26 protein-coding genes and 1 tRNA gene are annotated in these 25,577 nt (G+C 70.5%); 11 read left to right on the top strand and 16 right to left on the bottom strand.

Annotation, left to right across the window (positions count from 1 at the left end; translation table 11 throughout):
- Nucleotides 1-1,164: an acyl-CoA dehydrogenase family protein gene (locus tag RM788_RS15100; protein WP_315932301.1), complete on the top strand. Its 1,164-nt coding sequence runs from the start codon at nucleotides 1-3 to the stop codon at nucleotides 1,162-1,164.
- 44 nt (nucleotides 1,165-1,208) lie between these two features.
- The gene (locus tag RM788_RS15105) at nucleotides 1,209-2,027 is read left to right on the top strand and encodes a S1 family peptidase (RefSeq protein WP_315932302.1); all 819 of its coding nucleotides are present in this window, start codon (nucleotides 1,209-1,211) and stop codon (nucleotides 2,025-2,027) included.
- Here the strand turns inward: RM788_RS15105 and RM788_RS15110 are convergent.
- Both RM788_RS15110 and RM788_RS15115 read right to left on the bottom strand, forming a co-directional pair.
- The gene (locus RM788_RS15110) at nucleotides 2,021-2,425 is read right to left on the bottom strand and encodes a PI-PLC domain-containing protein (RefSeq protein WP_315932303.1); all 405 of its coding nucleotides are present in this window, start codon (nucleotides 2,423-2,425) and stop codon (nucleotides 2,021-2,023) included. The genes RM788_RS15105 and RM788_RS15110 overlap by 7 nt on opposite strands.
- Nucleotides 2,426-2,440: 15 nt before the next feature.
- A complete protein-coding gene (locus RM788_RS15115) occupies nucleotides 2,441-3,286 on the bottom strand; it encodes a phosphoinositide-specific phospholipase C-related protein (RefSeq protein ID WP_315932304.1) in 846 nt (281 codons plus the stop codon).
- Between the two features lie 108 nt (nucleotides 3,287-3,394).
- On the opposite strand from RM788_RS15115, the gene RM788_RS15120 reads away from it, so the two are divergent.
- A complete protein-coding gene (locus tag RM788_RS15120; protein ID WP_315932305.1) occupies nucleotides 3,395-3,817 on the top strand; it encodes a CoA-binding protein in 423 nt (140 codons plus the stop codon).
- Here RM788_RS15120 and RM788_RS15125 read toward each other — a convergent pair.
- Entirely contained in the window at nucleotides 3,814-4,197 is a 384-nt protein-coding gene (locus RM788_RS15125) for a RidA family protein (RefSeq protein WP_315932306.1), read from the bottom strand. The genes RM788_RS15120 and RM788_RS15125 overlap by 4 nt on opposite strands.
- Before the next feature lie 2 nt (nucleotides 4,198-4,199).
- Complete coding sequence (locus RM788_RS15130; RefSeq protein ID WP_315932307.1) at nucleotides 4,200-4,571, bottom strand: PH domain-containing protein; 372 nt, start codon at nucleotides 4,569-4,571, stop codon at nucleotides 4,200-4,202.
- Nucleotides 4,572-4,688: 117 nt separating this feature from the next.
- Between RM788_RS15130 and RM788_RS15135 the strand changes: the two genes are divergently transcribed.
- The gene (locus RM788_RS15135) at nucleotides 4,689-5,492 is read left to right on the top strand and encodes an alpha/beta fold hydrolase (protein WP_315932308.1); all 804 of its coding nucleotides are present in this window, start codon (nucleotides 4,689-4,691) and stop codon (nucleotides 5,490-5,492) included.
- 3 nt (nucleotides 5,493-5,495) lie between these two features.
- Here the strand turns inward: RM788_RS15135 and RM788_RS15140 are convergent, their stop codons facing one another.
- Nucleotides 5,496-7,475, bottom strand: a complete 1,980-nt coding sequence (locus RM788_RS15140) for an APC family permease (protein ID WP_315932309.1) — start codon at nucleotides 7,473-7,475, stop codon at nucleotides 5,496-5,498.
- 107 nt (nucleotides 7,476-7,582) lie between these two features.
- Nucleotides 7,583-8,176: a phosphoribosylanthranilate isomerase gene (locus tag RM788_RS15145; protein ID WP_315932310.1), complete on the bottom strand. Its 594-nt coding sequence runs from the start codon at nucleotides 8,174-8,176 to the stop codon at nucleotides 7,583-7,585.
- 113 nt (nucleotides 8,177-8,289) lie between these two features.
- On the opposite strand from RM788_RS15145, the gene RM788_RS15150 reads away from it, so the two are divergent.
- The gene (locus RM788_RS15150; RefSeq protein WP_315932311.1) at nucleotides 8,290-8,709 is read left to right on the top strand and encodes a hypothetical protein; all 420 of its coding nucleotides are present in this window, start codon (nucleotides 8,290-8,292) and stop codon (nucleotides 8,707-8,709) included.
- Between the two features lie 169 nt (nucleotides 8,710-8,878).
- Here the strand turns inward: RM788_RS15150 and RM788_RS15155 are convergent, their stop codons facing one another.
- From RM788_RS15155 to RM788_RS15175, 6 genes are all read right to left on the bottom strand, one after another.
- Complete coding sequence (locus RM788_RS15155; protein ID WP_315932312.1) at nucleotides 8,879-9,295, bottom strand: nitroreductase family deazaflavin-dependent oxidoreductase; 417 nt, start codon at nucleotides 9,293-9,295, stop codon at nucleotides 8,879-8,881.
- Between the two features lie 192 nt (nucleotides 9,296-9,487).
- The gene (locus RM788_RS15160; protein WP_315932313.1) at nucleotides 9,488-10,819 is read right to left on the bottom strand and encodes a HupE/UreJ family protein; all 1,332 of its coding nucleotides are present in this window, start codon (nucleotides 10,817-10,819) and stop codon (nucleotides 9,488-9,490) included.
- 2 nt (nucleotides 10,820-10,821) lie between these two features.
- A complete protein-coding gene (locus RM788_RS52970) occupies nucleotides 10,822-11,247 on the bottom strand; it encodes a DUF3500 domain-containing protein (RefSeq protein WP_399343578.1) in 426 nt (141 codons plus the stop codon).
- Nucleotides 11,248-11,273: 26 nt separating this feature from the next.
- A complete protein-coding gene (locus RM788_RS52975; RefSeq protein ID WP_399343581.1) occupies nucleotides 11,274-11,696 on the bottom strand; it encodes a DUF3500 domain-containing protein in 423 nt (140 codons plus the stop codon).
- 1,071 nt (nucleotides 11,697-12,767) lie between these two features.
- Nucleotides 12,768-12,844 (bottom strand) — tRNA-Leu (locus tag RM788_RS15170).
- 73 nt (nucleotides 12,845-12,917) lie between these two features.
- Nucleotides 12,918-13,199 (bottom strand): metal-sensitive transcriptional regulator, encoded by a 282-nt coding sequence (locus RM788_RS15175; RefSeq protein WP_315932314.1) that lies wholly within the window; start codon nucleotides 13,197-13,199, stop codon nucleotides 12,918-12,920.
- A 283-nt stretch (nucleotides 13,200-13,482) separates the two neighbouring features.
- Between RM788_RS15175 and RM788_RS15180 the strand changes: the two genes are divergently transcribed.
- Together RM788_RS15180 and RM788_RS15185 are read left to right on the top strand one after the other, a co-directional pair.
- Nucleotides 13,483-13,824 (top strand): histone-like nucleoid-structuring protein Lsr2, encoded by a 342-nt coding sequence (locus tag RM788_RS15180; RefSeq protein WP_315932315.1) that lies wholly within the window; start codon nucleotides 13,483-13,485, stop codon nucleotides 13,822-13,824.
- 434 nt (nucleotides 13,825-14,258) lie between these two features.
- On the top strand, nucleotides 14,259-14,525 hold the full coding sequence (locus tag RM788_RS15185) for a hypothetical protein (RefSeq protein ID WP_315932316.1): 267 nt from the start codon (nucleotides 14,259-14,261) through the stop codon (nucleotides 14,523-14,525).
- Here the strand turns inward: RM788_RS15185 and RM788_RS15190 are convergent.
- From RM788_RS15190 to RM788_RS15200, 3 genes are read right to left on the bottom strand one after another with little or no spacing between them, the layout of a single operon-like run.
- A complete protein-coding gene (locus RM788_RS15190) occupies nucleotides 14,509-16,260 on the bottom strand; it encodes a feruloyl-CoA synthase (protein WP_315932317.1) in 1,752 nt (583 codons plus the stop codon). The genes RM788_RS15185 and RM788_RS15190 overlap by 17 nt on opposite strands.
- Nucleotides 16,257-17,567: an NAD(P)/FAD-dependent oxidoreductase gene (locus RM788_RS15195; protein ID WP_315932318.1), complete on the bottom strand. Its 1,311-nt coding sequence runs from the start codon at nucleotides 17,565-17,567 to the stop codon at nucleotides 16,257-16,259. Before RM788_RS15195 ends, RM788_RS15190 begins: the two co-directional genes overlap by 4 nt.
- Nucleotides 17,568-17,587: 20 nt before the next feature.
- Nucleotides 17,588-19,207 (bottom strand): aromatic amino acid lyase, encoded by a 1,620-nt coding sequence (locus RM788_RS15200; RefSeq protein WP_315932319.1) that lies wholly within the window; start codon nucleotides 19,205-19,207, stop codon nucleotides 17,588-17,590.
- A gap of 394 nt (nucleotides 19,208-19,601) precedes the next feature.
- Between RM788_RS15200 and RM788_RS15205 the strand changes: the two genes are divergently transcribed.
- The 4 genes from RM788_RS15205 (at nucleotide 19,602) to RM788_RS15220 (ending at nucleotide 23,473) form a co-directional block, all read left to right on the top strand.
- Nucleotides 19,602-20,846, top strand: coding sequence for a metallophosphoesterase (locus tag RM788_RS15205; protein WP_315932320.1), 1,245 nt, complete (start codon nucleotides 19,602-19,604; stop codon nucleotides 20,844-20,846).
- Nucleotides 20,847-20,984: 138 nt separating this feature from the next.
- Nucleotides 20,985-22,151 carry a type III PLP-dependent enzyme gene (locus RM788_RS15210; RefSeq protein WP_315934636.1) on the top strand — a complete coding sequence of 389 codons (1,167 nt, stop codon included), beginning with the start codon at nucleotides 20,985-20,987 and terminating at the stop codon, nucleotides 22,149-22,151.
- Between the two features lie 54 nt (nucleotides 22,152-22,205).
- Entirely contained in the window at nucleotides 22,206-22,616 is a 411-nt protein-coding gene (speD, locus tag RM788_RS15215) for an adenosylmethionine decarboxylase (protein ID WP_315932321.1), read from the top strand.
- A gap of 5 nt (nucleotides 22,617-22,621) precedes the next feature.
- A complete protein-coding gene (locus RM788_RS15220) occupies nucleotides 22,622-23,473 on the top strand; it encodes a spermidine synthase (protein ID WP_315934637.1) in 852 nt (283 codons plus the stop codon).
- Between the two features lie 37 nt (nucleotides 23,474-23,510).
- Here RM788_RS15220 and RM788_RS15225 read toward each other — a convergent pair whose 3' ends face one another.
- Nucleotides 23,511-25,577, bottom strand: a complete 2,067-nt coding sequence (locus RM788_RS15225; RefSeq protein ID WP_315932322.1) for a S9 family peptidase — start codon at nucleotides 25,575-25,577, stop codon at nucleotides 23,511-23,513.

A 25,577-nucleotide genomic window follows, 5' to 3' on the forward strand; every position in this document is an offset into this window, starting at 1 on the left:
GTGCGCGATCCGCTGGAACTGCTGGACATCCCGTCGCTGCTGGGCGAGGAGGACCGGGACATCCAGGCCACCGTCGCCGGGTTCCTGGCCGAGCAAGCCCGGCCGCACGTGGCGGACTGGTTCGAGGCGGGCGCCCTGCCCCGCGAGTTCGCCCGTGAGCTGGGGAAGCTCGGTGTGCTCGGCATGCACCTGGAGGGCTACGGGTGCGCCGGGACGAGCGCCACCGCGTACGGCCTGGCCTGCCTGGAACTGGAGGCGGTGGACAGCGGGATCCGCAGCTTCGTGTCGGTGCAGGGCTCGCTGTCGATGTTCTCCATCCACCGCTACGGCTCCGAGGAGCAGAAGCTGGAGTGGCTGCCGAGGCTCGCGGCGGGCGAGGCGATCGGCTGCTTCGGCCTGACCGAACCGGACTTCGGCAGCAACCCCTCGGGCATGCGGACGCGGGCTGTGCGCGACGGCGGCGACTGGATCCTCGACGGCACCAAGATGTGGATCACCAACGGCGGGTGGGCCGACGTCGCGACGGTGTGGGCGAACACCGACGAGGGCGTGCGCGGCTTCCTCGTCCCCCGCGGCACGCCGGGGTTCTCGACCCGCGACATCGGCCGGAAGCTGTCCATGCGCGCCTCGGTCACCTCGGAACTGGTCCTGGAGGGCGTTCGGCTGCCCGACAGCGCGCGGCTGCCCGGCGCGACCAGCCTCGGCGCTCCCCTGTCCTGCCTCAACGAGGCCAGGTTCGGCATCGTGTTCGGCGCCGTCGGCGCGGCGCGCGACTGCGTCGAGGTGGCCCTGGACTACGCGGGCGCCCGCGTCCAGTTCGACCGCCCGATCGCCGGGTTCCAGCTGACCCAGCGCAAGCTCGCGTCGATGACCCTGGCCGTGTCGAACGCGATGCTGCTCGCCCTGCACCTGGCCGGGCTGAAGGAGGCGGGGCGGATCAGGCCCGAGCAGATCAGCGCGGGCAAGCTCAACAACGTCGAGGCGGCCATCACCGTCGCCCGCGAGAGCCGCACGATCCTCGGCGCGAACGGGATCTCGCTGGAGTACTCGCCGCTGCGGCACGCCAACAACCTGGAGTCCGTGCTCACCTACGAGGGCACCTCGGAGATCCACGCGCTCGCCATCGGCCAGGCGCTCACCGGACTGTCCGCCTATCGGGGGTAGCGAGTCGGCCGTTCGGCGCAGCGCGCTGCTGGTTGGATGCGATCATGGCCAACCGCTCGCTGGGCGCCCTCGTCGGCGCCGTTCTCCTCCTGACCGCCCCGACCGCACCCGCGACCGCCACGACCGGTGTCGACTTCACCGGCACGGTGGCGCTCGACAACTGCTCGGGCGCGGTCGTGCGGACGGCCGCGGCGAACCCGACGGCCCCGGCGCTGGTGATGTCCAACGGCCACTGCGCCAAGTCCATGGCCGCGGGCGAGGTCCTGGTCGACCAGCCGAGCGACCGGACGTTCACCCTGGTCGCCCCGGACGGCAGGAGCACGCTCGGCACCCTGCGCGCCACCAGGCTCGTCTACGCCACGATGACCGACACCGACCTGTCGCTCTACCGGCTCGACCAGAACTACGCGCAGGTCGAGGCCATGGGCGGCAAGGCGCTGGAGCTGTCGCCGCGGCGGCCGGCGGCGCACGCGGAGATCCGGGTCGTGTCCGGCTACTGGAAGCGGCTGTACTCCTGCGGGATCGACGGGTTCGCCCACCGCCTGCGCGAGGGCAAGTGGATGTGGCTCGACTCGATCCGGTACACGGACCTGTGCGACACCATCGGCGGCACATCCGGGTCGCCGATCGTGGACGCGAGCAGCGGCAAGGTCGTCGGCGTCAACAACACGCGCAACGAGAGCGGCAAGCGCTGCACCAAGGACAACCCGTGCGAGGTCGACGAGTCCGGCGCGGTGGTGGTCCGCCCTGGGGCCGCCTACGGCCAGCAGACCTACACCGCCGTGCCGTGCCTCGGCGCGGACAGCGGGCTCGTGCTGTCCGCGCCGGGCTGCGCGCTGCCGCGCCCAGGGCTGCTTCAGTAGCGGTAGGTGTTCAGGGTGGCGACCGCGCCCTTCGGGTTGCCCAGGTGGTAGAGGTCGACGGCGAGGAACGTCGGCTTCTTGCGCGCCGCGGGCTCGCAGAACCGCTGCGCGCGGTCGAGCAGCTTGGCGTTGTCCGTGGTGACCGCGCCGCTCATCGGGACGTCGCGGAAGTGGTTCATCACGAACAGCGGCCGGAACGCGCCTTCGGTGCGGGTCAGCGGGATGTCGGACCAGCGGCTGTAGCAGGACCAGTCCGACGTGCCCGCGGCCGAGCCCATCGACCAGTAGTTCTCCACGGTCCAGTCCCGCTGGTACTGCACGCCGGAGCTCTCGCGGCCGTCGGCAGCGTGGTCGGTGAAGATCAGCAGCCGCTGGTTGCGCGAGCGCAGGTCGGCCATCTTCGGCCAGCCGTTCTACCGCACGCCGTTCTGGTCCGGGCGGAACAGCACGTTCGACAGGCCGTTGACCCGCGCCAGCTCGCGGCGCAGCACGTCGGCGGAGACGTAGTCCTCCAGGAAGACCGTGACGAACTCGTTCCGGTTGGCGCCGAGGAAGTCCACGATCCGCTGGAGGTCGACCACCAGCGCGACCGGCTTGCTGACCGCCGTGCAGCTGTTGTGGCACAGGATCGCGCCGTCGCCGGTCTCGTGGATGTCCAGCATGAAGCCGCGGACGCCGTCGGAGAGCTGCTGGGTGATGCCGCGGTTCTGGTTGGGGAACAGGTTCACGAACGGCGGCGCGAACCCGCCGTCCACGCCGTTGGCGTAGGCGTTGTGCGCGGTCAGGAACGTGACCTGGTCGAGCGTCCGCTCGCCGTCGGGCAGCGCGGGCTGCCGGTTCGGGGTGAGCGGCGTGAGGTACCACTGGTCACCGCCCGCGCCGACCGCCAGCGGCGTGGCGGGCTTGAGGTAGCGGTCCGCGCCGGGCGCCTTGAGCCGCAGGCGGTCGCCATCGGAGCCGAACTCCCACGTGGTGTCCGCGCTGGTGCAGGCCAGCATCGCGGCCTTGTCGCCGGAGCGCCCGAGGCAGCGGCCCGACTCCTCCAGCCTGCCGTCGGAGCGCAGCGTCCACTGCTGGTGGTCCTCGTTGCCCTTCGGGCGGTGCTGGTCGACGGTGTCGCCGGTGACGGCCGCGTTCAGCCCCGTGGCGACGCTCTGGAGGTAGTACTGCCCCGCCGCGGGGACCTCGGCGGCTCTGGCGGTCGGCACGACCAGTCCGACGAGCAGGGTGGTGACGACGGCTGAGCGGATGACGCGCATCAAGAGTCCTCTCGGATGCTCCCGCGGCGGGCGGTTGGCCACAGGATCACGCACCGACGCCGTATCCGAAAGACTTTCATCAAATCCTCACGCACGTACGATCGGTGGATGACGAACGAATCGTGGGGAGATCCGGCGACCATCCGCGACGTGCTCGCCAAGTGCGACACGTGGGCCGTCGTCGGCCTGGGCGACAACCCGTCGCGCGCCGCCTACGGGGTCGCCCGCTTCCTCCAGCAGCGCGGGAAGCGCGTCGTGCCCGTGCACCCCAGCGCGGCCACCGTGCACGGCGAGCAGGGGTACGCCTCGCTCGCGGACATCCCGTTCCCGGTCGACTGCGTCGACGTGTTCCGCCGCTCGTCCAGCGCGGGCGCGTTCGTCGACGAGGCCGTGGCGATCGGCGCGAAGGCCGTGTGGTTCCAGCTCGGCGTCGTGGACGAGATGGCGTTCGAACGGGCCCGCGAGGCCGGGCTGTCCATGGTGATGGACCACTGCCCCGCCATCGAGTGGGCGGCGCACGGCCCGCGCTAGCGCTTGTGGGCGGTGACCTCGATCTCGATCAGCATCCGCGGGTCGGCCAGTCCGACCGACATCATCGTGGCGGCCGGGCGCACCTCGCCGAACGTCCGGCGCAGCACCGGCCAGCACGGCTCGAAGTTCGCAGGGTCCGGGACGAGGTAGCGGACCCGCACCACGTCGGCGAACGCGCAGCCCGCCTCGGTCAGGGCCGCGCCGATGTTCGCCAGGCACTGCTCGGCCTGCGCGACCACGTCGTCGGAGATCGTCATCGTGGCGTAGTCGAACCCGGTCGTGCCGGACACGTGCACCCAGTCGCCGTCCACGACGGCGCGCGCGTACCCGATCGACTCCTCGAAGGTCGACCCGGACAGGATCGCTCGGCGGTCGCCCATCGCTAGCGGGTGATGTGCCACAGCACGACGTTGTGCACGTGGGACGCCTTGTCGGAGCCGCGGAAGTCGATCTCGTGCACGTGGGTGCCCGCGGTGACCGCGATGGACGACGTGCTGAAGAACCCGCCCGCCCAGCTCTTGTTGGACACCATGGCGACGCTGCTGATCTTCGAGTACGGCACCGACACCAGCGCGGTCTTCTTCCCCACGAACGACTTGTCCTGGAGGATCACCCGCAGGTCGGTGATCCCGATGAACCCGGTGCCCACCCCGACCGCGTCGTACACCGCGATCACGCGCTCGCCGTCGAGCAGGCCGCTCACGATCTGGTCGTACTGCTCGCGCCGGTCGAAGACCGGACCGCTGTTCGCCATCGAACCCCCTCGCTCGGTGAACCTCCACGGTAGCCGGAACCGCGTGTCGGCGTGGGTCCGCAGCGGCCGCGCGGCACGCGTTGACATCGTCGTCGGCGCTGACGTAAGCATTGGCGCATGCCGTCAGCCGAACTCAACGGGATCACGATCAACTACCGGGTCGCCGGAGAAGGTGATCTCGTGGTGCTGGTCATGGGCACCGGGAGTCCGGGCAACGTGTGGAGCGCGCACCAGGTGCCCGCCTTCGTCGCCGCGGGCTACCGGGTCGCGACGTTCGACAACCGCGGCATCCCGCCGACCGACGAGTGCGCCGACGGGTTCACCGTGGACGACATGGTCCGCGACACCGCGGCCCTCGTCGAGCACCTCGGCGGCGGCCCCGTTCGCGTCGCGGGCACGTCGCTCGGCGCACGCGTCACCCAGGAACTCGCGCTGGCCCGCCCCGACCTCGTCTCGCACGCCGCCCTGCTCGCGACCTACGGCCGCCCCGACCCGGTGCGCACGTCGCTTTCCCTCGGCGAGCGCGAACTCCACGACTCCGGCGTGAAGCTGCCCTCCAAGTACCACGCGGCCGTCACCGCCCTGCGCTACCTCTCCCCCGCCACGCTCGCCGACCCCAGCAGCGCCCGCGACTGGCTGGACCTGTTCGAGTACGGCGGCTCCTCGGTCGGCGCGGGCGTGCGGGCGCAGATGGCGCTCAACGACTTCGGCGACCGCCTCGCCGACTACCGCCGCATCTCCGTCCCCTGCCTGGTCGTCGGCTTCACCGACGACCGCACACTGCCCCCGCACCTGGCCCGCGAGGTCGCCGACGCCATCCCCGGCGCGAAGTACGCCGAGGTCGCCGACGCGGGCCACCTCGGCTACATGGAAAAGCCGGACGAGGTCAACGCGCTGGTGCTGGAGTTCTTCAAGTCCTAGGGCCTAGCCCCCGACGTGGATGCCGGGGCGGCGGGCGGGGTCGTCGTCGCTCTTGCGCAGCACCTCGCGGACGACCGGGGCGGTGTCGCCGCGGCCGAGGATCAGGTAGCGGAACAGGTGCCCCAGCGGGCTGCCCTCCGACCACTCGAAGTAGCAGTGCGGCCGCACGCCCGTCGTGTCCCGCAACGACAGCAGGATCGCCGCGATCGCGTTCGGCGCCGCCGGGCTGTGCGCCCGCAGGATCCGATGACCCCCGACCTCCACCCCGCGCACCCTCAGCACCTCGCTGAACTCCGACGGGTCGTCCACGTCGATCTCCAGGAACAGCACGTCCGCCTTGCCGGGCACCGGGTTCATCGCCCGCTGCTCGGTCTCCTTGCCGTCGTACTCCGCCTTGTCCCCCGCCTGCCTGCGGTTCGCGATCAGGTTCAGCGCCCCGTCGAACCCGATCGAGTCGGTGACGAACCGGCGCGCGGCCTCGTCGAACTCCAGCCGGTCCACTCGCAGCTCGGTGGTCCGCGACACCCTCGACACCAGTGACACCAGCACGATCCCGAGGATGAACACCCCGGAGATCGCGATCCCGTCCGGCTTCTCCCGCACGTTCTCGACCAGGGCGTAGAGCAGCACGAGCGTCAGCACCGCGAACCCCGCCGTGGCCCGCTTCTGCTTGCGCCGCAACGCCGAGATGGTCACCGCGACCGCCCCGGACACCATCATCGCCAGGATCCCGGTCGCGTACGCCCCCGCCTGGGCGTTGACGTCCGCCCCGAACGCGATCGTGATCAGCACGCTGATCGCCGTGTAGACCAGCACGACCGGCCGCACGGCCCGGCCCCAGTCCGGCGCCATGCCGTAGGACGGCAGGTAGCGCGGCACGATGTTGATCAGGCCCGCCATCGCCGACGCCCCGGCGAACCAGAGGATCAGGATGCTGCTGATGTCGTAGAGCGTGCCGAAGGCGCTGCCCAGCTCCTGGTGCGCCAGGTAGGCCAGCGCGCGGCCGTTCGCCTCGCCGCCCTCCTCGAACGCGTCGGCGGGCACCAGCACCGTGGTGATGAAGCTCGTCGCGAGCAGGTAGACGGACATGATCAGCGCCGCGACCGTGAGCAGCTTGCGGGTGTTGCGGATCCGGTCGGCCAGCTTCGCCCCGGCGTCCTCGCCGTCGGCGGCGACCAGCGGCATCATGCTCACCCCGGTCTCGAACCCGGAAAGACCCAGCACCAGCAACGGGAACGCCAGGATCGCAGGCCCCACCACGTCACCGAACCCGCCGCCCGCGGTCAGCGCGTCGACCCACTTCGACAGCGCGTCCGGCGACGAGAACACGTCCACCAGGCCCACCACCGCGACCACCGTGTTCAGCAGCAGGAACAGCCCCACCAACGGGATCGCGACGCTCACGGCCTCGCTGAAGCCCAGCAGGAACACCCCGCCGAGTACCAGCAGCAGCAACACGGTGACCAGCACCTCGTGGCCGTGCAGGAAACCCGGCACGAGCGGGTTCTCCAGCATGTGCACGGTCGCGTCCGCGGACGACAGGGTGATCGTGATGATCCACGACGTGGCCACGAAACCCAGCAGCACCAGCACGAAGACCTTGCCCCGCCAGAACGGCAGCAGCGTCTCCAGCATCGCCACCGACCCCTGGCCGTGCGGGCTCTCCTTCGCCACGCGGCGGTACATCGGCAACATGCCCAGCAACGTCAGCAGCACGATCAGCAGCGTCGCCAACGGCGACAACGCGCCCGCCGCCAACGCGGCGATGCCCGGCAGGTAGGACAGCGTCGAGAAGTAGTCGACACCGGTCAGGCACATGACCTTCCACCACGCCTGCGGCGTCGTGTGCGACTCGTCGCTCTCCGGCCCGACCGGCTGCACCCGGTTCGCGAGCAGCCAGCGGGCCAGCGCGCTCTTCGGCGGCGTGACGCGCACAGGCGAGTCGACGCTCGCCGGAACGACGAGTTCGGGGGTGGTGCTCATGTCTCTCCCGCCAGCGGACCGTGGGCAAACCAGCCAAGGATGCCCGACCACTCCCCGTTCCGCCGATCAACCCTCCTACCTGCCCGTTTTGTCCGCGGGACGCGGTTTCACGCCTCCCGAGCGGCCGCCGTGAACTCGCGTATGAGCCCGTGGTCCTTCACGCCGCGGCTCGACTCGATGCCGCTGGACACGTCCACGCCCCACGGCCGGGCCTGTGCGATGGCGGCGGCGACGTTGTGCACGTCCAGCCCGCCCGCCAGCAGCCAGTGGCCCTCGATCCGGGTGGTGCCCAGTTCCCAGCGGTGGCCGGAGCCCGCGATCGGGGAGTCGAGCAGCAGGAGGTCCTCGCCGTGGGCGCCGACGCGCACGTCGGTGTCCGGGGTGAGCGGGGTCGCGCGGATCAGCTTGACCGGCAGGTGGGCCAGCGCGTCGAACGACGGGCGCTGGTAGTCGGCGCCGTGCAGTTGCACCGCGTCGACGCCGGCCGCCACCGCCAGTTCACCGGCCTGCTCCGCCGGAAGGCCCGCGAACACGCCGACGGTGAGGATCCCCTCGGGCACGGCGGCGACGAGGCGCTTCGCGGTGTCGAGGTCGATCCGGCGGGCGCTCTTGGTCAACACGAACCCGACCGCGTCGGCGCCCGCGGAGACGGCGGCGGCGACATCGGCTTCGGTGCGCAGGCCGCACAGCTTCACGTACATGCCAGGACCGTACGACACGGCGTGCGCGGCCGTCACCGTACGTCCTGGCGCGCAACGGGAAGAGCCGCCTGGCGACGGACGACGCGCGCGGCCCGCCGGACCACGCTGGGGTGATGACCACCGCACCGAACAGGCCCGCGTCCGTCGTGAACGGCGTCGCGCTGCTCGCCGCCGCCGCCGGGATCGTGATCCAGGTCCTCGCCGGGGTGCCCGGCTTCCCCGTGGTGCCACCGGGGCCGATCATCCTCGGCGCGGCCGGGATCGCCGTCCTCGTGGTGCGGCGGCGCTGGGCCGCGGTCGTCGGCGTGGCCGCGCCGCTGTTCATCCTGGTCGGCGGGCTCGTCGAGGGGTCGGGCTTCGACCGGCTGGCCGATCCCGGCACCGTCTGGCCGTTCGCGGGCACCGCGTCGCAGGCCGCGGGCGTCCTGGTGGGCCTGGGCGCCGGGATCGTGGCGCTCGTCCGGAAGCCCTCCGGTGTCCGATCGCCTTCCGGGGCCGCGGCGTCGACTTCCGGTCGGGGAAGGCGTGGATAACGGGTTCGCCGAATCGGGTCGGGAATGCCCGATCACCACGGGAATCGTGATCGGGGGTTTCACCGATAACCGGACCGGCCCCGAATGAACGGGTGCGCGTCCGGTCGTGAAAACGACAAAGCCCGCGAAAACCCCCGTGGGGAGTTCCCGCGGACCCGGAAGTCGACTTCTAGCGCTCCAGCACGATGACCGGGATCAGCCGGTCGGTCTTCTTCTCGTAGTCGGCGAAGCCGGGCATGACCGACACCATGTTCGCGTACAGGCGGTCGCGCTCGGCCCGGTCGGTGACCTCCCTGGCCGTGGCCTCGAACTTCTCGGTGCCGAACTCCACCGTGACCCGTGGGTTCGCCACCACGTTGTAGTACCAGTCGGGGTGGCGGTCCGCGCCGCCGTAGGACGCGACGACGACCAGGTCGTCCCCGTCGTGGCTGGTCGCCAGCGGCGTCGTCCGGGGCTCCCCGCTCTTGGCCCCGGTCATCGTGAGCAGCACCAGCTCCTTGCCCTCGAAAGGACCGCCGACCTTGCCCGCGTTCGCGTGGAACTCGTCGATGACCTTCTCGTTCCAGCTGCGCGTGTCGTCCGACATCGGTGTCCGAATCCTTTCACAGGGCGCGCTCGCGCACACCACGGCAATGGTGAACATCAAACTACGGCTGCGCCATTCACGCTGTCAACGACACCGGAGCGCGCCCCCCGAACGGTCAACCGCGTCGCTTTCACGGTGAATTCACCCGATATGGCCGGTGCACGCGAATGAACGCGAATTCACCAAGACCGGCTACCGCATCGCCTCGGCCTCCTCCCGCGCACGGGCGGGGAACGCGATCCGCTTGCGCCCGGCGACGAGCCGGGCGAGGCAGGCGAAGGCCGCCAGACCGCCCGCGAGGAGGAACGGGCGCTCGACGAGGACGTCGGCGACCGCGCCGAGCGGGTTCGTGGACAGCAGCGTCGTGCGCTCCGCCAGCCACGCCGCGGCGAGCACGACGCCCGTGCCCGCGATGGCCACCCTGGCGAAGGGGTAGGCCGGGGTGCGGGCGAGCAGCAGCAGGGACGGCATGAGCAGGGCGACGACCACCAACCGGGTCAGCTCGATGCCCAGGTTGAAGCCGAGCAGGTTGGTCAGCACCGATCCGGTGGTGAGGCCCGGATCGCTGAGCAGCGCGGCGAACGCGAGGCCGTGCACGAGCCCGAAGCCCGCCGCGATCCAGGTCTCCCCGCGCGGCACGAGCGGCCTGACCGCGTGGACCGCCGACACCAGGACGGACAGGGCGATCATGCTCTCGTCGAGGCGGGTGGACAGGCTCACGAGGCCGAAAGCGGCCAGGCCCAACGTGATCGAGTGCCCGGCGGTGAAGGCGCTGATGACCCGCACGACGCCCTTGACGCTGCCGCGCAGGTCGTCCGACCCGGTCCAGCGGCGCCGTCGGGCCAGCAGCGGGGCGGGCAGCAGCAGCATGACGAGGAACAGCAGGTGGTCGCTCCCGCCGCTGATGTGCTCGACGCCGAGGTGGACCGCCGAGAGGAACCCGCCGCTCGCCTCCGCGGCCGCGGAGGCGACGGGGACGCTCTGGCGCTGCCAGGACAGCATGACCAGCATCGTGTAGTCGCCGGTGCGGCCCTGGCGCGCGGAGACGAACGCGCGGTGGGAGATGAGCCGGTCCACCACGGCGTCGTAGTGCAGGGTGAAGTCGCCGACGGCGCCGGTGGCCGGGGTGAGGGTGGCGTCGAGGACGAGGTGCTCGACGCCGTCGACGGTCTCGACCGCGCCCCCGGTCACGGCGGTGGTCCAGGTGCGGCCGTCGGCGTCGGTGGCCGACATGTGCGCCCGCACGTGGGACCGCAGCCCGGCGAGGGTGGCGGGCTCGAGGACCGTGTCCGCGGTGCAGGTCCGCTCGAGGGCGACGTCGAGCTGGTCCAGCGGCAGCTCGACGGTGGCGGTGACGTGGTCGGTGTCGAGGTCGAGGAGCACCGCGCTGGTGCTCAACGGGTGCGCCGAGGCCTGTTGCGCCCCGGCGAGGAACAGGGCGGCGAGGAGACCGAGGACCAGCACGAGCCGGTGGGCGCGCCGCTGTCGCCCACCGGTCCTCGGTCGCGTTGTCGCGTGCCGCATCGTCAGGTGCTCGGGTTGGTGCTGCCGTAGTCGTCGTTCTTGTCGCGGAGCACACCGTGGTAGTGGACGTTGGGGGTGCTCCTGCTGCGCGTGTTGACCAGTTCGATCCACACGCGCGGACCGTCGACGCGCAGGTAGGTGTTGTCCCCGTCCACCGATGTGCTGTTGGCGTAGGCGATGCGCGTCTGGTCCAGCTGCGACTCGTGCGTCGCCAGCAGCGACCCGGCCTCCTCGGGCGCGGCGTCGTTCACCCAGGCGGCGATGGCCGCGAGCACCAGCTGCTCCTGCTGATCGGACAGCTCGCTGACGAGGACGCCTTCCGAGGCGGGGAACTCGCCGCCGTCCACGCCGGGCCCCATGAGGATGTCGTTGATGGTGGCGGACAGCTCGGCCTTCGCGTTCTGGTTGGCGGTGAGCGAGTCGAACACGGCGAACGCCGTGCCCGCCTTCTCCTTCAGCGGCTCGACATCGGTGCCGCCGACGGGGTGCCGTGGACGGCCAGGTAGTAGTTCTCGTCGCCGAAGTCGCTGTTGCCGCCGGCGCTGTTCTCCTTCAACCAGTCGTCGGCCTGCTGGACCGCCTCGACCTGGGAGTAGCCCTCGGCCGACAGCATCGTCCTGACCACGGCCAGCGCCGCCGCCTTCGACCCGTCGCCGAGGTCGGTCAACGCGATGCCCTTGCGGGCGACCGTGGCGGCCGGGAAGTTGGACCACGTCTGCCGCGACTGGTTGTCGCCGAAGTCGAACGTCGCCGTGGACTTCCGGTCGGCGTCGAGCGTCGCCAGGAACGCGTTGACCGACTCGACCACCGCGGCGGTGTTCGCCCCCGAGGCGTTCTCGCCGTCGCTGTCCAGTTCGACCGCCGTGAAGGTCTGCATCCCGCCGCCGACCCCGCCGGCACGGCCTCCGGTCTGCGCGGAGGAACCCTACAGCGACGACACCGCGGAGTCGTCCGAACCGCACCCGGCGGCCACCAACGCGGTCACCAGCAGAGCCGTCGAGGTCATCACTCGGTTATCCGCGCATGAAAGCGGCACCTTTCCCGTCATCGAATCCCGAGACGATCCGCATCGGCGCGCTCCACCTTGTGTCAACGGCCCGGACGTGCGGTTTCATCGTCATCCTGTTCACGTGCTCCATGAACTCGCGTGAACCCAGGACACACAGCGCGCCAAGGTGGAACCGCGGAGCGCGCTGTGAACCTCCTGTGAACCGACTCCGCGCACCTCTCCGGATGGCACGACAACGCGATCGGGCGAACCCGAAGCCCTTCGCGCCGTTCCGGCCGCGCGTATCGGCTCCACTCGCCCGCGCGGACCACTCGGCGCGACGCTCGCGGTTCCGGCGGATCCCGGCGTCCTTTTCCTCCTCGCCCACCCGGTTTCGGCGGAGGTCGATCACTTCGGCGCGGTTGAAGCGGACACGCCCACTCGCCGCAGCGGATTCCGGTGGTCATAACCAACCGGATGGGGACACCGGTCGTCATCCACGCGGAAGACCTCGTCGACCGGACACGCGATCCCGGCGGAAGTCGACGGGGCGGGCCGCCGGGTTTCCGTTTTGGACGGCGGACAATCCGGGCACTACCGCGGGTGCCATCGCCCGCTCACGCGTGCGCGAACACTCGTCGAATGCGTACGACAGGGGTACTGCCGATTCCGCCGAACGCTGCTCGCCGACCCGCGTGCGGAACTCGGCGGACTTGTCTTCCACGTTCTTATGGGCCGCGTCGTCCTGCCCGGAACGGAAGCCCGGATGCAGACGTCTTCGCCCGTGACCGCGTCTCGCCGGGCAACTTCCGGTCCGGGGTTGTTCCGCGCTCCCGGATACCGATCTCCGGTCCGCGTGTGGCGATGATTTCACCGACGGCCCCGGCGCATTCGGGGGAACCGACATGGGCAGGGATCGAGTCCTCTGCCGATCATTCGGTTGTAACCGCTGATGAGCGGTGGTGCCCCCGGTCAGAGTCGAACTGACACTGGACGGATTTTGAGTCCGCTGCCTCTGCCGGTTGGGCTACGGGGGCCTGCCGGGTCAACTGTACTGGATCAGGTCGATCCGGTCGGCAGGGGTGTGCCGGATCCGGGTGGGTGGCGGTACTAGGAGCGGACGAGGCGGCTGATGGCTTCGCTGGCCTCGCGGATCTTCTCGTCGGCGACTTCGCCGCCTTCGGCCGCGGCCTGGGCCACGCAGTGCTTGAGGTGTTCGTCCAGAAGGCCGAGGGAGACGGCTTGGAGGGCCTTGGTGGCGGCGGAGATCTGGGTGAGCACGTCGATGCAGTACTCGTCGTTGTCGACCATGCGCTGGAGTCCGCGGACCTGGCCTTCGATGCGGCGAAGGCGCTTGAGGTAGGCGTCCTTGTTAGAGGTGTACCCGTGCATCACTCCCGGCCTTCCCTGCCCTGGGTGGGTATGTCGCTCCAGGATAGGCGGTCCGCGGGCGTTGGTCGGCCGTCGCAACGGGGCGATTGTGCCGGTAACGGCCCCGCGTCTCGGCGGACATTTAAACGCCGGGTCTCAAAATGACCCGACCGGGGGGCTTCCGCCACATTTTCCCTCTCGAAGGTTAGCCGATATTCGAGTTGTGCACTATGGTGACCCCGAAGCGTGTGGCGAAGTTACAGTCGACGGCAGCACGCGCTATGCGATCACATACGGAGGAACAGTGGCACAGCAGACCGTCGTCCAACTCATCGACGACCTCGACGGCGGCGAAGCCGACGAGACCGTAACCTTCGCGCTGGACGGTGTGGAGTACTCCATCGACCTGTCCAAGGAGAATGCGGACAAGCTGCGCGACTCGCTGGGTGACTTCGTCACCAAGGCGCGTCGGGCCGGTGGCCGCAAGCAGCGCAAGGGCACTGGCAAGAGCACCGTCAAGGCTGGTGACAAGGCGCAGGCCCAGGCCATTCGCGACTGGGCGCGCGCCCAGGGGCACCAGATCTCCGACCGCGGTCGCATTCCGCAGGGCCTGGTCGTGCAGTTCCAGGAAGCCCACGCTTCCTGACGTCGTCGTTTCACCGCGTTGGCCTTGCCCACTGGCGGGTCAACGCGGGGAAACGGGTCGTTAACCACATCGTGGGACATTCCGGCACCCGTCGAACGCATGACAGGTGGCCGGAAAGCGCCATGTGCGGCACATGGCGCAACGCCGTCGCCTTCCGGAATTCCGCGGCCGCCCCGAGAGGGCGATGACACCGAAAGGCATCTTGTCGCCGTGGAGACGCCGGCGGCCTGATGGCGACGCCGAACCGGATGGCGAGAAGTGACCCGGGCACCCGTGTCGACACCTCCGGGCCCATAAAGCGGATCTTCCGCGCACCGGTCGTCGAAACTCGGCGGCGCGCGTGGCATTCGGCGCGATACCTGCTGGAACACCCCGATCGGGTACTCCCACCACGGCCAGGTGGCGCGGTTGCCAACAGGTACGGTGGTGCCCTGATGAGCGAGGACGACGAGCAGGACGACGACGACTACTCGGAAGACGACGACGAGGGCTTCGAGGAGGATTTCGAGGAGGACCCGTCGGACCTGTTCGAGGTGACGCGCGAGGTGCGCACGGTGTGCCAGCTGTGCGGCGGCGCGGGGTTCGTGGCGAACCCGGTGCTGGCCGTGATCAGCGGTACGCCCCGGACCGTCGACAACGGCCGGTCGTGCCCGCACTGCGAGGGCAGCCGGACGTTCACCGGGCTCATCCCGCCGCTGTGATCACGTCCGGGCCCGGCGGTTCGGCGTGGAGCCGGTCCACCGCGTCGGCCCGGCGTTCGAGCACGGCGAGCTGGTTCACGTAGCCCTTGTCGGTGATCTCCCCCGCGTCCAGGTCGGGTGGCTCGGCCAGGAGCAGCAGCCTGGTGATGCGGGAAGCCGAACCCAGACCGCTGCCCAGTGACGCGAGCACGTCCGCCAGGTGGGCGCGCAGCACCGCGTCGTCGAGCGGCACGTCGTGGTCCGCGCCGCAGAGCACCCGCGCCTCCACGGGGTTCAGCCACGCCAGGGCGGTCACCTCGGCGCGGTCGTGGCCCGCGATCACCGCGTCGGAGAGCACCCCGGCCGCGGACACGAGTGCGGTGCGCAGCGCGCCCGTGCTGACCCAGCTGCCGGTGGTGAGCTTGAAGTCCTCGGCGATCCGGCCGTCGAACACCAGGCCCCGCCCCGGATCCGCGGGGTCGGCCAGCGCCGCCGCGTCGCCGGTCCGGTAGAAGCCGTCCTCGTCGAACGCCGCCGCGGTCCGGTCCGGCGCGTCGAAGTAGCCGGGCGTGACGTTGGGGCCCGCGACCCGGATCTCCCGTTTACCGCCCACCGGCACGAGTTTCACGGTCACGCCGGGCAGCGGGACGCCGATGGAGCCGCACGGCGCGTCGGCCCAGTGCGCGGACGTGGCGGCGGGCGCGGTCTCGGTCGCGCCCCACGCGGAGGTCAGCGGGATCGGGTGGTCGGCGTGCCGGTCGACCAGCCTGCGGATCCGGTCCCACAGCGCGGTCGGCATGGCGGCCGCGGCGCAGACCAGCAGGCGCAGCCGCGAGAAGAGGTGCCGGGCGAACGCCGGGTCGGCCTCCAGCCTCGGCACGAGCACGGCGTACCCGGCGGGCACGTTGAGGTACACCGTCGGGCGGTGCGCGGCCAGCGCGGTGATCGAGCGCTCGAACAGCGCGGGCGCCGGGCGGCCGGTGTCGATGTGGAACGTGCCCCCGTTGGTGAGGACCAGGTGCACGTTGTGGTTGCCGCCGAAGGTGTGGCTCCACGGCAGCCAGTCGACGAGCACCGGCGGTTCGTCCCGCAGGAACGTCCAGGTGTCGCGCAGCATCGCCTGGTTCGCGGTCAACATGCGGTGCGTGTTCAGCACGCCCTTCGGGGCGCCGGTCGAGCCGGAGGTGAACAGCACCTTGGCCACCGCGTCCGGGGTGATCGCGTCGAACGCCGCCGCCAGGCTCGCGCCGGGAATCGTGGCGGCAGGCGGACCGAGGTCCGTCAAGGTCTGCGCGCCCGTCGCGGCGAGCGCCGGGCCGAACGCGTCGGCGTCCTCGGCGAACACGATGCCGGGCCGCACCAGTGCCGCCACCGCCCGCAGGCGCCCGTGGTCCTTGGACAGCAACGAGTACGCGGCGCTGACCGGGATCACCGGGACGCCCGCCGTGTAGCAGGCGAGCGTGATCCTCAAGTGCGCCAACGAGTTCCCGGACAGCACCATGACCGGCCGCTCGCGGGAGGCGCCGAGGTCCAGCAGCGCCTGGCCGATCGCGTCGGCGTCCCGCGCCGCCCGACCGTAGGTCAGGCGGCGCGCTCCCTCCGTCGCGAACACGGCGTCGGGCGTGCTGGAAGCCCAGTGCCGCAACGACAGCGCGAGGTGGGCCGGGTGGTCGCCCAGTGGCGCGGCGGAGCGCAGCAGCAGCACCCCGTCCGGTCGCTCCTCGGCGACCACGTCCGGCTTCGCGAAGGTGCTCATCCGATGCCCAGGACCATTCCCTTTTCCTCGGTGGCGTCGATCTCGGGGTACACCGGGCAGCCGTAGAGCGGTTCGAAGGAGTCGAACGTGTCGAAGTCCGAGATGGACCGCAGGTGGTTGGCCAAGGCGTTCTTCTCGCTCCAGAAGTCGCCGCCGAGCAGCCGGGCGACCCAGCGGGGGTCCACCCACACGCCGGTGCTCTTGAGGAACGACCCGATCTTGAAGTCGTGCTCGTAGAACGCGTAGATCAACCGGAAGTAGCAGTCGTAGCCGGTCTTGTAGAACCGGGTGTACCGGTCGACCGCCTCCTCCTCGGACAGTTCGCCCTCCAGCGCGCTCGCGGCGAGCTCACCGGCCCGCAGGCCGCTCGACGTCGCCAGGTAGACGCCCGCGGAGAAGATCGGGTCGACGAAGCAGCCCGCGTCCCCGGCCACGAAGAAGCCCGGCCCCGCCAGGTCCTCGGTGTGGTAGGAGTAGTCGCTCTCGCTCTTCAGCTCGGTCACGGCCGTGGCGCTCGCGATCCGCTGCCGGATGCGGGGGATGCGGTCGACGTGGTCGGTGAAGACCTTCTCCGGATCGCCTACCCGCTGGTACACCGCCGGGCTGCTCACCGTGCCGACGCTGAGCTTCCCCGGCCGGATCGGGATCGACCAGACCCAGCCCTCGGTGTGCGAGCCGATCACGATGTCGCCCTCGACGCCGGGGTTCGTGGTCTCCTCGACGCCGTCGTAGTGCTTGAACACGGCCAGCATCCGCAACCGCTCGCTGATGCGCCTGCTCTTGAAGTGCTGGTTCGCGATCACGCCCGCGCGCCCGCTGGCGTCGACGACCTGCTTCGCCCGCACGGTGTGCGAGGTCTCGCCGATCGTCACCTCGACACCCGCGACCCGGCCGTCCTCGACGAGGACCTTGGTCACCTTGGCCTCGTGGACGACCTCCGCGCCGGCCTTGATCGCGTTGTCCAGCAGCAGCTGGTCGAAGTCCGCGCGCTCCACCTGGAACGTGGTCTCCACCCGGCCGCCGCCCTGGTCGGCGAAGTCGACCCTGGTGACCTTGCCGTCGGTGTCGCAGAACTCGGCACCGGTCTTCACCGGGAACTCCGCGCGCAGCCGGTCGCCGAGCCCGAGCCGTTCGAACAGCGCGGCGGCGTAGGTGAGCATGGACTCGCCGATGTGGAAGCGGGGGAACGACTGGCGGTCCAGGACGAGCACCGAGTGGCCGCGCCCGGCCAGCGTCCACGCGCTCGCCGAACCCGCCGGGCCGCCGCCGATGACGATCGCGTCGTACTCGGCCGAAGGACTGGACATGGGGTTGCTCCTCACCATGATCAGGACACCGCGCAGGACTTGCGCAGCGCACCGCTGCGGATCAGCGCGACGACCGCGTGGATGTCGGCGTCCATGCGCCGGTCGCCGGCGGCGAACGGCACGTGCTCCCGGACGAGGTCGTACGCGGGACGGGAACCGGGGCTGAGCAGCTCGGGGCCCCGGAAGTCGACCGCCTGGCAGAGCGCCAGCAGGTGGATCGCGGCGACCTGCTCGGTCAGCTCCAGCACGGTCCTGGCGTCGCGGGCGGCGATCGTGCCCATGCTGACCTTGTCCTGGTTGTGCGCCTCGGTGGAGCGGGAGAACGCGCTCGCGGGCATGGTCAGCTTCAACGCCTCCGCGGCCAGCGACGACGCCGCGATCTGCATCCCCTTGAACCCGTGGTGCAGCCCCGCCTGCCAGTCCTCCGGCTCGACCGGGCGGACCAGGTTCGCGGGCAGGCCGTTGTTGAACTTCTCGTCCACGATGAGCGCCAACTGCCGGTCGAGCAGGTCCGCGACGTTGGCGAGGGCGAGCTTCAGCCCGTCCATGGACTGGCCGATGTGGCCGCCGTAGAAGTTCCCACCGCTGCGCACGACGTTCTCACCGGCGTCGAACAAGGGGTTGTCATTGGTCGAGTTGATCTCGATCGAGACCCATTTCTCCGACCATTCCAGCAGGTCGCGCAGCACTCCGGTGACACCGGGGGCGCAGCGCAGGGAATAGCGATCCTGAACGGGGTGGTCCAGCCGGTAGTACCCGGTACCGGACGGCATCGGATCGGAGGTCAGAACCTCGCCCTGGGTGTGCGAAAGACCGGAACCCCTCATGAGCCTGGAGATGTTCTCGGCGCACGCCAGCTGACCGGGATGCGGTTTCTGCTCGTGGATGAAACGGTCGTAATGCCCCTGGTTGCCCAGCATGACCTGCGCGCCGAGCGCGGTGCACAGGTCCGCGACGGCGGCGATCTCCTTCGCGCCCTCCACCGCCAGAACCGAGAACGCGGACATGAACGAAGTACCGTTGATGAGAGCGAGTCCCTCTTTCGCCTCCAGCACGAATGGTCCCATCCCGCAGTCCTCGTACGCCTCGGTGGCGGGCAGGTCGCGCCCCCGGTACCGGACGGTACCCACGCCGATAACGGCGCTCGCGAGGTAGCAGAGCGGCACCAGGTCGCCGCTCGCGCCGACCGAACCGCGCTCCGGGATGATCGGCAGGACGTCGTTCTCGAGCATGGCGAGCAGGTGGGCCGCGAGGGCCGGGCGGATGCCCGAATGCCCGCGGGCCAGGCAGTTCGCCCGGATGAGCAGGGTGGCGCGGACGACCTCGCGGCTGCTCTCCGGCCCGGTGCCGTTGAGGTGGTACACCACGAGGTTGCGTTGCAGGTCGGCCGTCTTCTCGGGCGAGATCTGCCGTGTGCTGCTGTCCCCGAAACCGGTCGTGACCCCGTAGATCGGCAACCCGAGATCGATCAGCCTGAGCTTGAGACCGTGCGAGTCCGCCATCCTGGAGATCGCGTCGGGATCGACCTTCAAACGCAGCGGTAACGCGCCGCAGGCGACGTCGGCGACCTCACGGAGCGTCAGATCGTGCCCGTTGACGAAAAGCGATTTCTGCACGTCGTCGTCGATCGTCGAGGTCATCTCAAGCCTCTTTCCAGCCAATAGGCCCACGACGCCTCCACCCTTGGCGGAAAACGGAGATGCCCGCCAGGGAGCTGGATTCCGGTCCAGTCCAGCCGACCGGGAAACCCGTGAATTCCACGGGTGTGCTTCCCCCAGTGGAAGCAAGCGGTTTCAACGCCGCCGCGGGGAGCGTGGCAGTGCCGGAGATAACCTGTCAATACTTGAATCCGGAGGTACATGAGGTCACCTCATCTTCATTTGAGACGCACTTTCCGCATCATGCCCTTGGAAACACCGTCATGGAGGTCCGTTCGGGTGGCGAGCACTGATCGGTAAGACGGATCGCGTCACCCCGAATGGCCGATCGGCGGGCCCCGCGACGGCCACTCGTCCGAACGTGGAGACTTGGGGCGTGATCTTCCTGCTGCTGCTCGGCGTGCCGTGCGGACTCGCCCACCTCTACCTGTGGAAGCGGCTGGTCCGCGACACCACCCGGCCGGGGCGCGGACGCGCGCTGGGCACCGCGGCGGTCGTCGTGATGTTCCTGGTCCTGCTGGGCGGCCTGGCGGGGTCGCGGCTGCTCGGCCCCGGCGCCGCCGCGTTCCTGGCGTGGCCCGGCTACCTGTGGCTCGCGATGGTCCTCTACCTCACGTTGCTGCTGCTCGTGCTGGAAGTGCCCCGCGCGCTGCTGAACCGCCGTCTGAGGCCCGTTCAGGCCCCGGCCGAGGTCGCGGTGCCCGCCGGACCGGACGAACCCGTGGCGGCCGACGTGGCCGACGTACCGGAGGACGGGCCGACCGACGTGCCCGCCGACCGGCCCGCCGACCCCGGCAGGCGGCTGTTCATCGCCCGGTCGCTCGCCGTGGCGGGCGGGGTGGTCGCGACCGGCGTCGTCGGTTACGGCGTCACCCAGGCGATGGGCGGACCGGTGGTCAAGCGGGTCCCCATCGCGCTCGGCAAGCTCGCGCCCGCGTTCGACGGGTTCCGGATCGCGGTCGTCAGCGACATCCACCTCGGCCCGCTGCTCGGCCGTTCGCACACCGAACGCGTCGTGAACACCATCAACGGCCTCCAGCCCGACCTGGTCGCGATCGTCGGCGACCTGGTCGACGGGTCGGTCGAGGAGCTGGGCGAGGCCGCCGCCCCGCTGCGCGACCTGGTCAGCGCGCACGGCAGCTTCTTCGTCACCGGCAACCACGAGTACTTCTCCGGCGCGCAGCCGTGGCTGGCCGAACTGAGCAGGCTCGGCGTGCACCCGCTGCGCAACGAGCTGCTCGCGATCACCCGCGGCGGCGCGGCGTTCGACCTCGCGGGGGTCAACGACGTGACCGGCAAGGGCTACGGCGACGGGCCGGACATGGAGAAGGCCCTGGAGCGGCACGACACGTCCACCCCGGTCGTGCTGCTCGCCCACCAGCCCGTGCAGGCGGTGCAGGCCGCGGGGCTCGGTGTGGACCTCCAGCTGTCCGGGCACACCCACGGCGGTCAGATGTGGCCGTTCAACTACGCCGTCTCGCTCCAGCAACCGGTGGTCTCCGGACTGGCCGAAGTGGGCGGAATGCCCGTCTACGTCAGCAACGGCGCGGGTTTCTGGGGACCGCCGGTCCGCGTCGGCGCGCCCCCGGACGTGACGCTGGTGGAACTCCGCAACGCCTGATCGATCACATTGGCCGGATCGGATACCCCGTTTTCCGCCGACACCACCTAGAGTGGACGGCCGTGCCCGAACACGGTGTGATGGGAGATCCCTGGCGGAATGACTAAGAGCGTTGCCACACCGGCGGTCGAACCGCCGATGCCGCGTCCCGCTGGAACCGGGCGTGAGGAGGCACAAGCTCGTATCCGCCGTTTCCTGGATCGTGAGCGACCGGCCACACCCTGCCTGGTGATCGACCTCGAGACGGTGCGCGAGCGGTACGCCGCGATCTCGTCCGCGCTGCCGGGGGTCGGTGTCTTCTACGCCGTGAAGGCCAACCCCGAACCCGAGGTGGTCGGCCTGCTGGCCGCCGAGGGCAGCTCGTTCGACGTCGCCAGCCCAGCGGAGATCGACCTGTGCCTGGCGCAGGGCGCGCCCGCGGAGCGGATCTCCTACAGCAACCCCATCAAGAAGGCCGCCGACATCGCCTACGCGCACCGGCGCGGCGTGCGGCTGTTCGTGTCGGACAGCGAGCAGGACGTGCGGGCGATCGCCGAGCACGCGCCGGGTTCCTCGGTGCTGCTGCGGATCTTCGTCGAGGCCAACAAGTCCCTGTACCCGTTCGGCAAGAAGTTCGGCTGCGACCCGGAAATGGCGGCGGACCTCCTGCGTTCGGCCTCCCGGACGGGACTCCGCGCGCTGGGGGTCGCGTTCCACGCCGGTTCCCAGCAGCTGGACCCGAACGGGTGGGACGGTGCCATCGCCGACGCCGCCGCGGTCACCGCGAAGTTGCGCGCCGAGGGCGTCGAGCTGTCGACGGTGAACCTCGGCGGCGGGCTCCCGTCCGCGTACCTGGACGAACCGCCGCCGCTGGCCGAGTTCGCCGCGGCCATCACCGCGTCGATCGCCCGGCACTTCGGCGACCACCCGCCGGAGGTGATGATCGAGCCGGGGCGCGCGGTCGTCGCCGAGTCCGGCGTCATCCGGTCGGAAGTCGTTCTGGTGTCGCGGAAGTCCTACTCCGACGAACGGCGTTGGGTCTACCTCGACATCGGCCGCTACGGTGGGCTGGCCGAAACCGAGGGCGAGGCCATCGCGTACCCGTTGCGCACCGGCAAGGACGCCGGTCCGCGCGGGCCGGTCGTGCTGGCCGGGCCGACGTGCGACGCCGACGACGTGCTGTACCAGCGCACCGTCTACGAGTTGCCGCTCGACCTGAGCGCGGGCGACCACGTCGACCTGCTCGGCACGGGCGCGTACACGTCGAGCTACTCCTCGGTGGCCTTCAACGGCTTCGGCCCGCTGGCCACCCACTGCGTGCGGTGAGCACGCCCCCGGATTGTCCCCGTTCGGTCCCGTTGAAGATGTTTGGAGTGATTGATGTCCGAAGTTCCGTGCGAGACGGAGCCGGTCGGCTTGTTCGCAGGACAGCACGTGCTCGCCGAGTTGGAGGGCGTGAGCCCCGAGATCCTCGATGACGAGAAGTTCCTGCGACATGCCCTCGGTGAAGCTCTCACCCAGGCGAATGCCACGGTCCTGGAGGTGATCTCCAAGCAGTTCGATCCGCAGGGGGTCACCGTCCTCGCCCTGCTTTCGGAGTCGCACGCGTCCATCCACACCTATCCGGAGGTCGGATCGGTGTTCGTGGACGTGTTCACCTGCGGCACGAAGGCGAAACCCGCGCTTGCGGTGCAGCTGCTCGCCGAGGCGCTGGGCGCCGCGTCGACACGGACGGACATGATCAGCCGGGGCAACCGCGTCCCGGCTCTCGTTGGTGAGGAAAAGGCGTGACCACGATCGACAGCTCAATCCGCGAACCCCTCGGCGACGGCCTCACCAGGCTCTGGAACGTCGAGGACGTCGTCGTCGACGTCCAGACGGAGTTCCAGCACCTGGTGATCGCCGACACCGCTCAGGGCAGGTCCCTGTTCTGCGACGACGACCGGCAGAGCACCGACTTCAGCCAGCTGACCTACCACGAGGCGCTGATGGTCCCGGCGCTGCTGCTCGCGGACCGGGTCGACCGCGTGCTCGTCATCGGCTCCAGCGAGGGCGTCGTCTGCCAGATGGCCGTCACGGCGGGCGCGACCGTCGTCGACCACATCGACATCGACTCGCAGGCCGTGAAGCTGTGCGCCGAGCACCTGCCCTACGGCTACACGACTTCCGAGCTGGCCGAGGCCGAGGCGGGCGACGGTCCCGTCCGGGTGAAGTACATCGACGGGTGGGAGTACATCCGCACCACCTCGGAGAAGTACGACATCGTGCTGGTCGACCTCCCCGACGAGCGCGAGGAGGAGGCCCAGCACAACCGCCTGTACGGCGAGGAGTTCCTCCGCATGTGCAAGGCGCTGCTCACGCCCGGCGGCGTGGTCGTCACCCAGGCGGGCTGCCAGACCATGTGGCGCAACAAGACGCTGATCCGCTCGTTCCAGCGGTTCAACGACGTGTTCGACACGACGGTCTACTACGGCTCCGACGAGCACGAGTGGGCCTACCTGTTCGGCCGCGCGGACGTCGTCGAGGACCCGACCGCGCTCATGACCGGGCGCCTGGCCACCTCGGGCTACCAGCCCGAGACCATCGACGACCTGGCCCTGCTCTCGGGGTCCATCCCGCCGTACACCGTGCGGCAGTCGCTGGCGTAAGCCGTTGGGGGAGCCGGGAAACCGGCTCCCCCTTCACTCATCCGAGTGACTTCTTCAGGAATTCCACCTGGAGCAGCAGCAGGTTCTCCGCGACCTGCTCCTGCGGCGTCATGTGCGTGACGCCGGACAGCGGCAGCACCGTGTGCGGCCGCCCGGCCGCCACCAGCGCCGAGGACAGCCGCAACGTGTGCGCGGCCACCACGTTGTCGTCGGCCAGCCCGTGGATGATCATCAACGGCCGCTCCAGCTTCCCGGCGTCGGCGATCAGCGAGTTGGTCTCGTACACCTCCGGCCGCTCCTCGGGATGACCGAGGTACCGCTCCGTGTAGTGCGTGTCGTACAGCGCCCAGTCCGTGACCGGGGCCCCCGCGATCCCCGCGTGGAACACGTCGGGCCTGCGCAGCACCGCCAGCGCCGCCAGGTACCCGCCGTAGGACCACCCCCGGATGCCCACCCGCGACAGGTCCAGGTCCTCGTGCTCCCGCGCCACCGCGTGCAGCGCGTCGACCTGGTCGTCCAGCGTCGCCCCCGCGAAGTCGAACGCGATCTCCCGCTCCCACACCGGCCCGCGCCCCGGCGTGCCCCGGCCGTCCACGACCAGCACCGCGAACCCCTGGTCCGCCAACCACTGCGACGCCAGGTAGGCGTTCCGCGCCGACACCACCCGCTGCGCGTGCGGCCCGCCGTAGGGGTCCAGCAGCACCGGCAGCTTCCCCGACCCCGGCACGTGCCCGGTCGGGAACAGCAGCGCCACCCGCAGGTCGCGCTCGCCCACGGTGAGCAGCCCCACCTCGGGCGTGAGCACCGGGACCTCGGCGGACGAGCCGATCTCGTGGCCGTTCACGGTCACCTTGGAGCCGAACCAGCCGAGCCCGGCCGACGCCAGCAGCAGGACGTCGCCGCCGCGCACGGCGCTGTGCACGCCGTCCGCGGTGGACAGCCGCTCGACCGCGGTCGCGGTGACCCGGTAGACGTGCGTCTGCGTCGGGTCGTCCTCCGACGCGGTCACGAGCACGTCGTCGGCCGTCACGTCGAGCACCGACCGCACCTGGAAGCCGTCCGGCGTCCACTCGTCGGCGCCGACGACGAGCCGGTTCGCGCCGTCGCGCACGGCGATCCGGACGAGCTTCGCGTCCGGCGTCCAGACCGGCACGCCCGGCATGATCTCGACCCACGTGGGGTCGGTGTCGGTGTGCAGCAGTTCGGTGGCGCCGGTCGCGGTGTCGACCGCCAGCACCTGCGCGGTCCGCTGGTCCCTGGTCTGCACCAGCAGCAGCGGCGCGCCCGTGCCGGACCAGTGCGCGGAAGCCAGGTACGGGAACGCCTCCCGGTCCCAGACGACCTCGACCGACGCCCCGTCCACGCCCAGCACGAACAGGCTCACGAGCGCGTTCGCCGTGCCCGCCGCCGGGTAGGCGATCTCGGCCGCGGGGGTCGCGGGGTTGGCCGGGTCGGCGATGTACCAGCGCGGCACCGGCGTGTTGTCCACCCGCGCGGCCAGCACGGACGCGCCGTCCGGCGCGAACCAGTACCCGCGGAAGCGGCTCATCTCCTCCGCCGCGATGAACTCCGCCAGCCCCCAGGTCACCTCGGGGTCGTCGTCCTGGCCGAGCGCGGTGTCCTCGCCGCTCGCCAGGTCCACCACGTGCAGCGCGCCGTTCGCCACGTACGCCACGCGGGCGCCGGTCGGGTCGAGCCGGGGGTCGATCACCGAGCCCGCCGCGGGCAGTTCCCGCACCTCGTGCGAGACCAGGTCGGCGAGGAACAACCTGCCGGACAGGGCGAACACGGCCTGGCGCACGACGGCGTCGACCGCGTAGCCGACGATGCCGGCGCCGGACTCGCGGCTGCGTTCCCGGCGCGCGCGCTCCTGCGGCGACAGGTCCTCGGGGTCGGTCAGCAGCACCGCCGGATCGGCGACGAGCGCCTCGGCGCCGGTGGCGGTGTCCAGGGTCCACAGCCCGTTCGCCCGGCTCGTGGCCGACGCGACGCGCAGGAAGAACACGTGTGAACCGTCGGGTGCGACGGTGAAGGTCCTCGGTGCGCCGAGGGTGAACCGCTGGGTGCGCGCGTGTTGGCGCGGGAAGGAGGTTTCGTTGCCCAC

It is taken from the genome of Umezawaea sp. Da 62-37, from assembly GCF_032460545.1.
In the GTDB taxonomy this organism is placed as follows: domain Bacteria; phylum Actinomycetota; class Actinomycetes; order Mycobacteriales; family Pseudonocardiaceae; genus Umezawaea.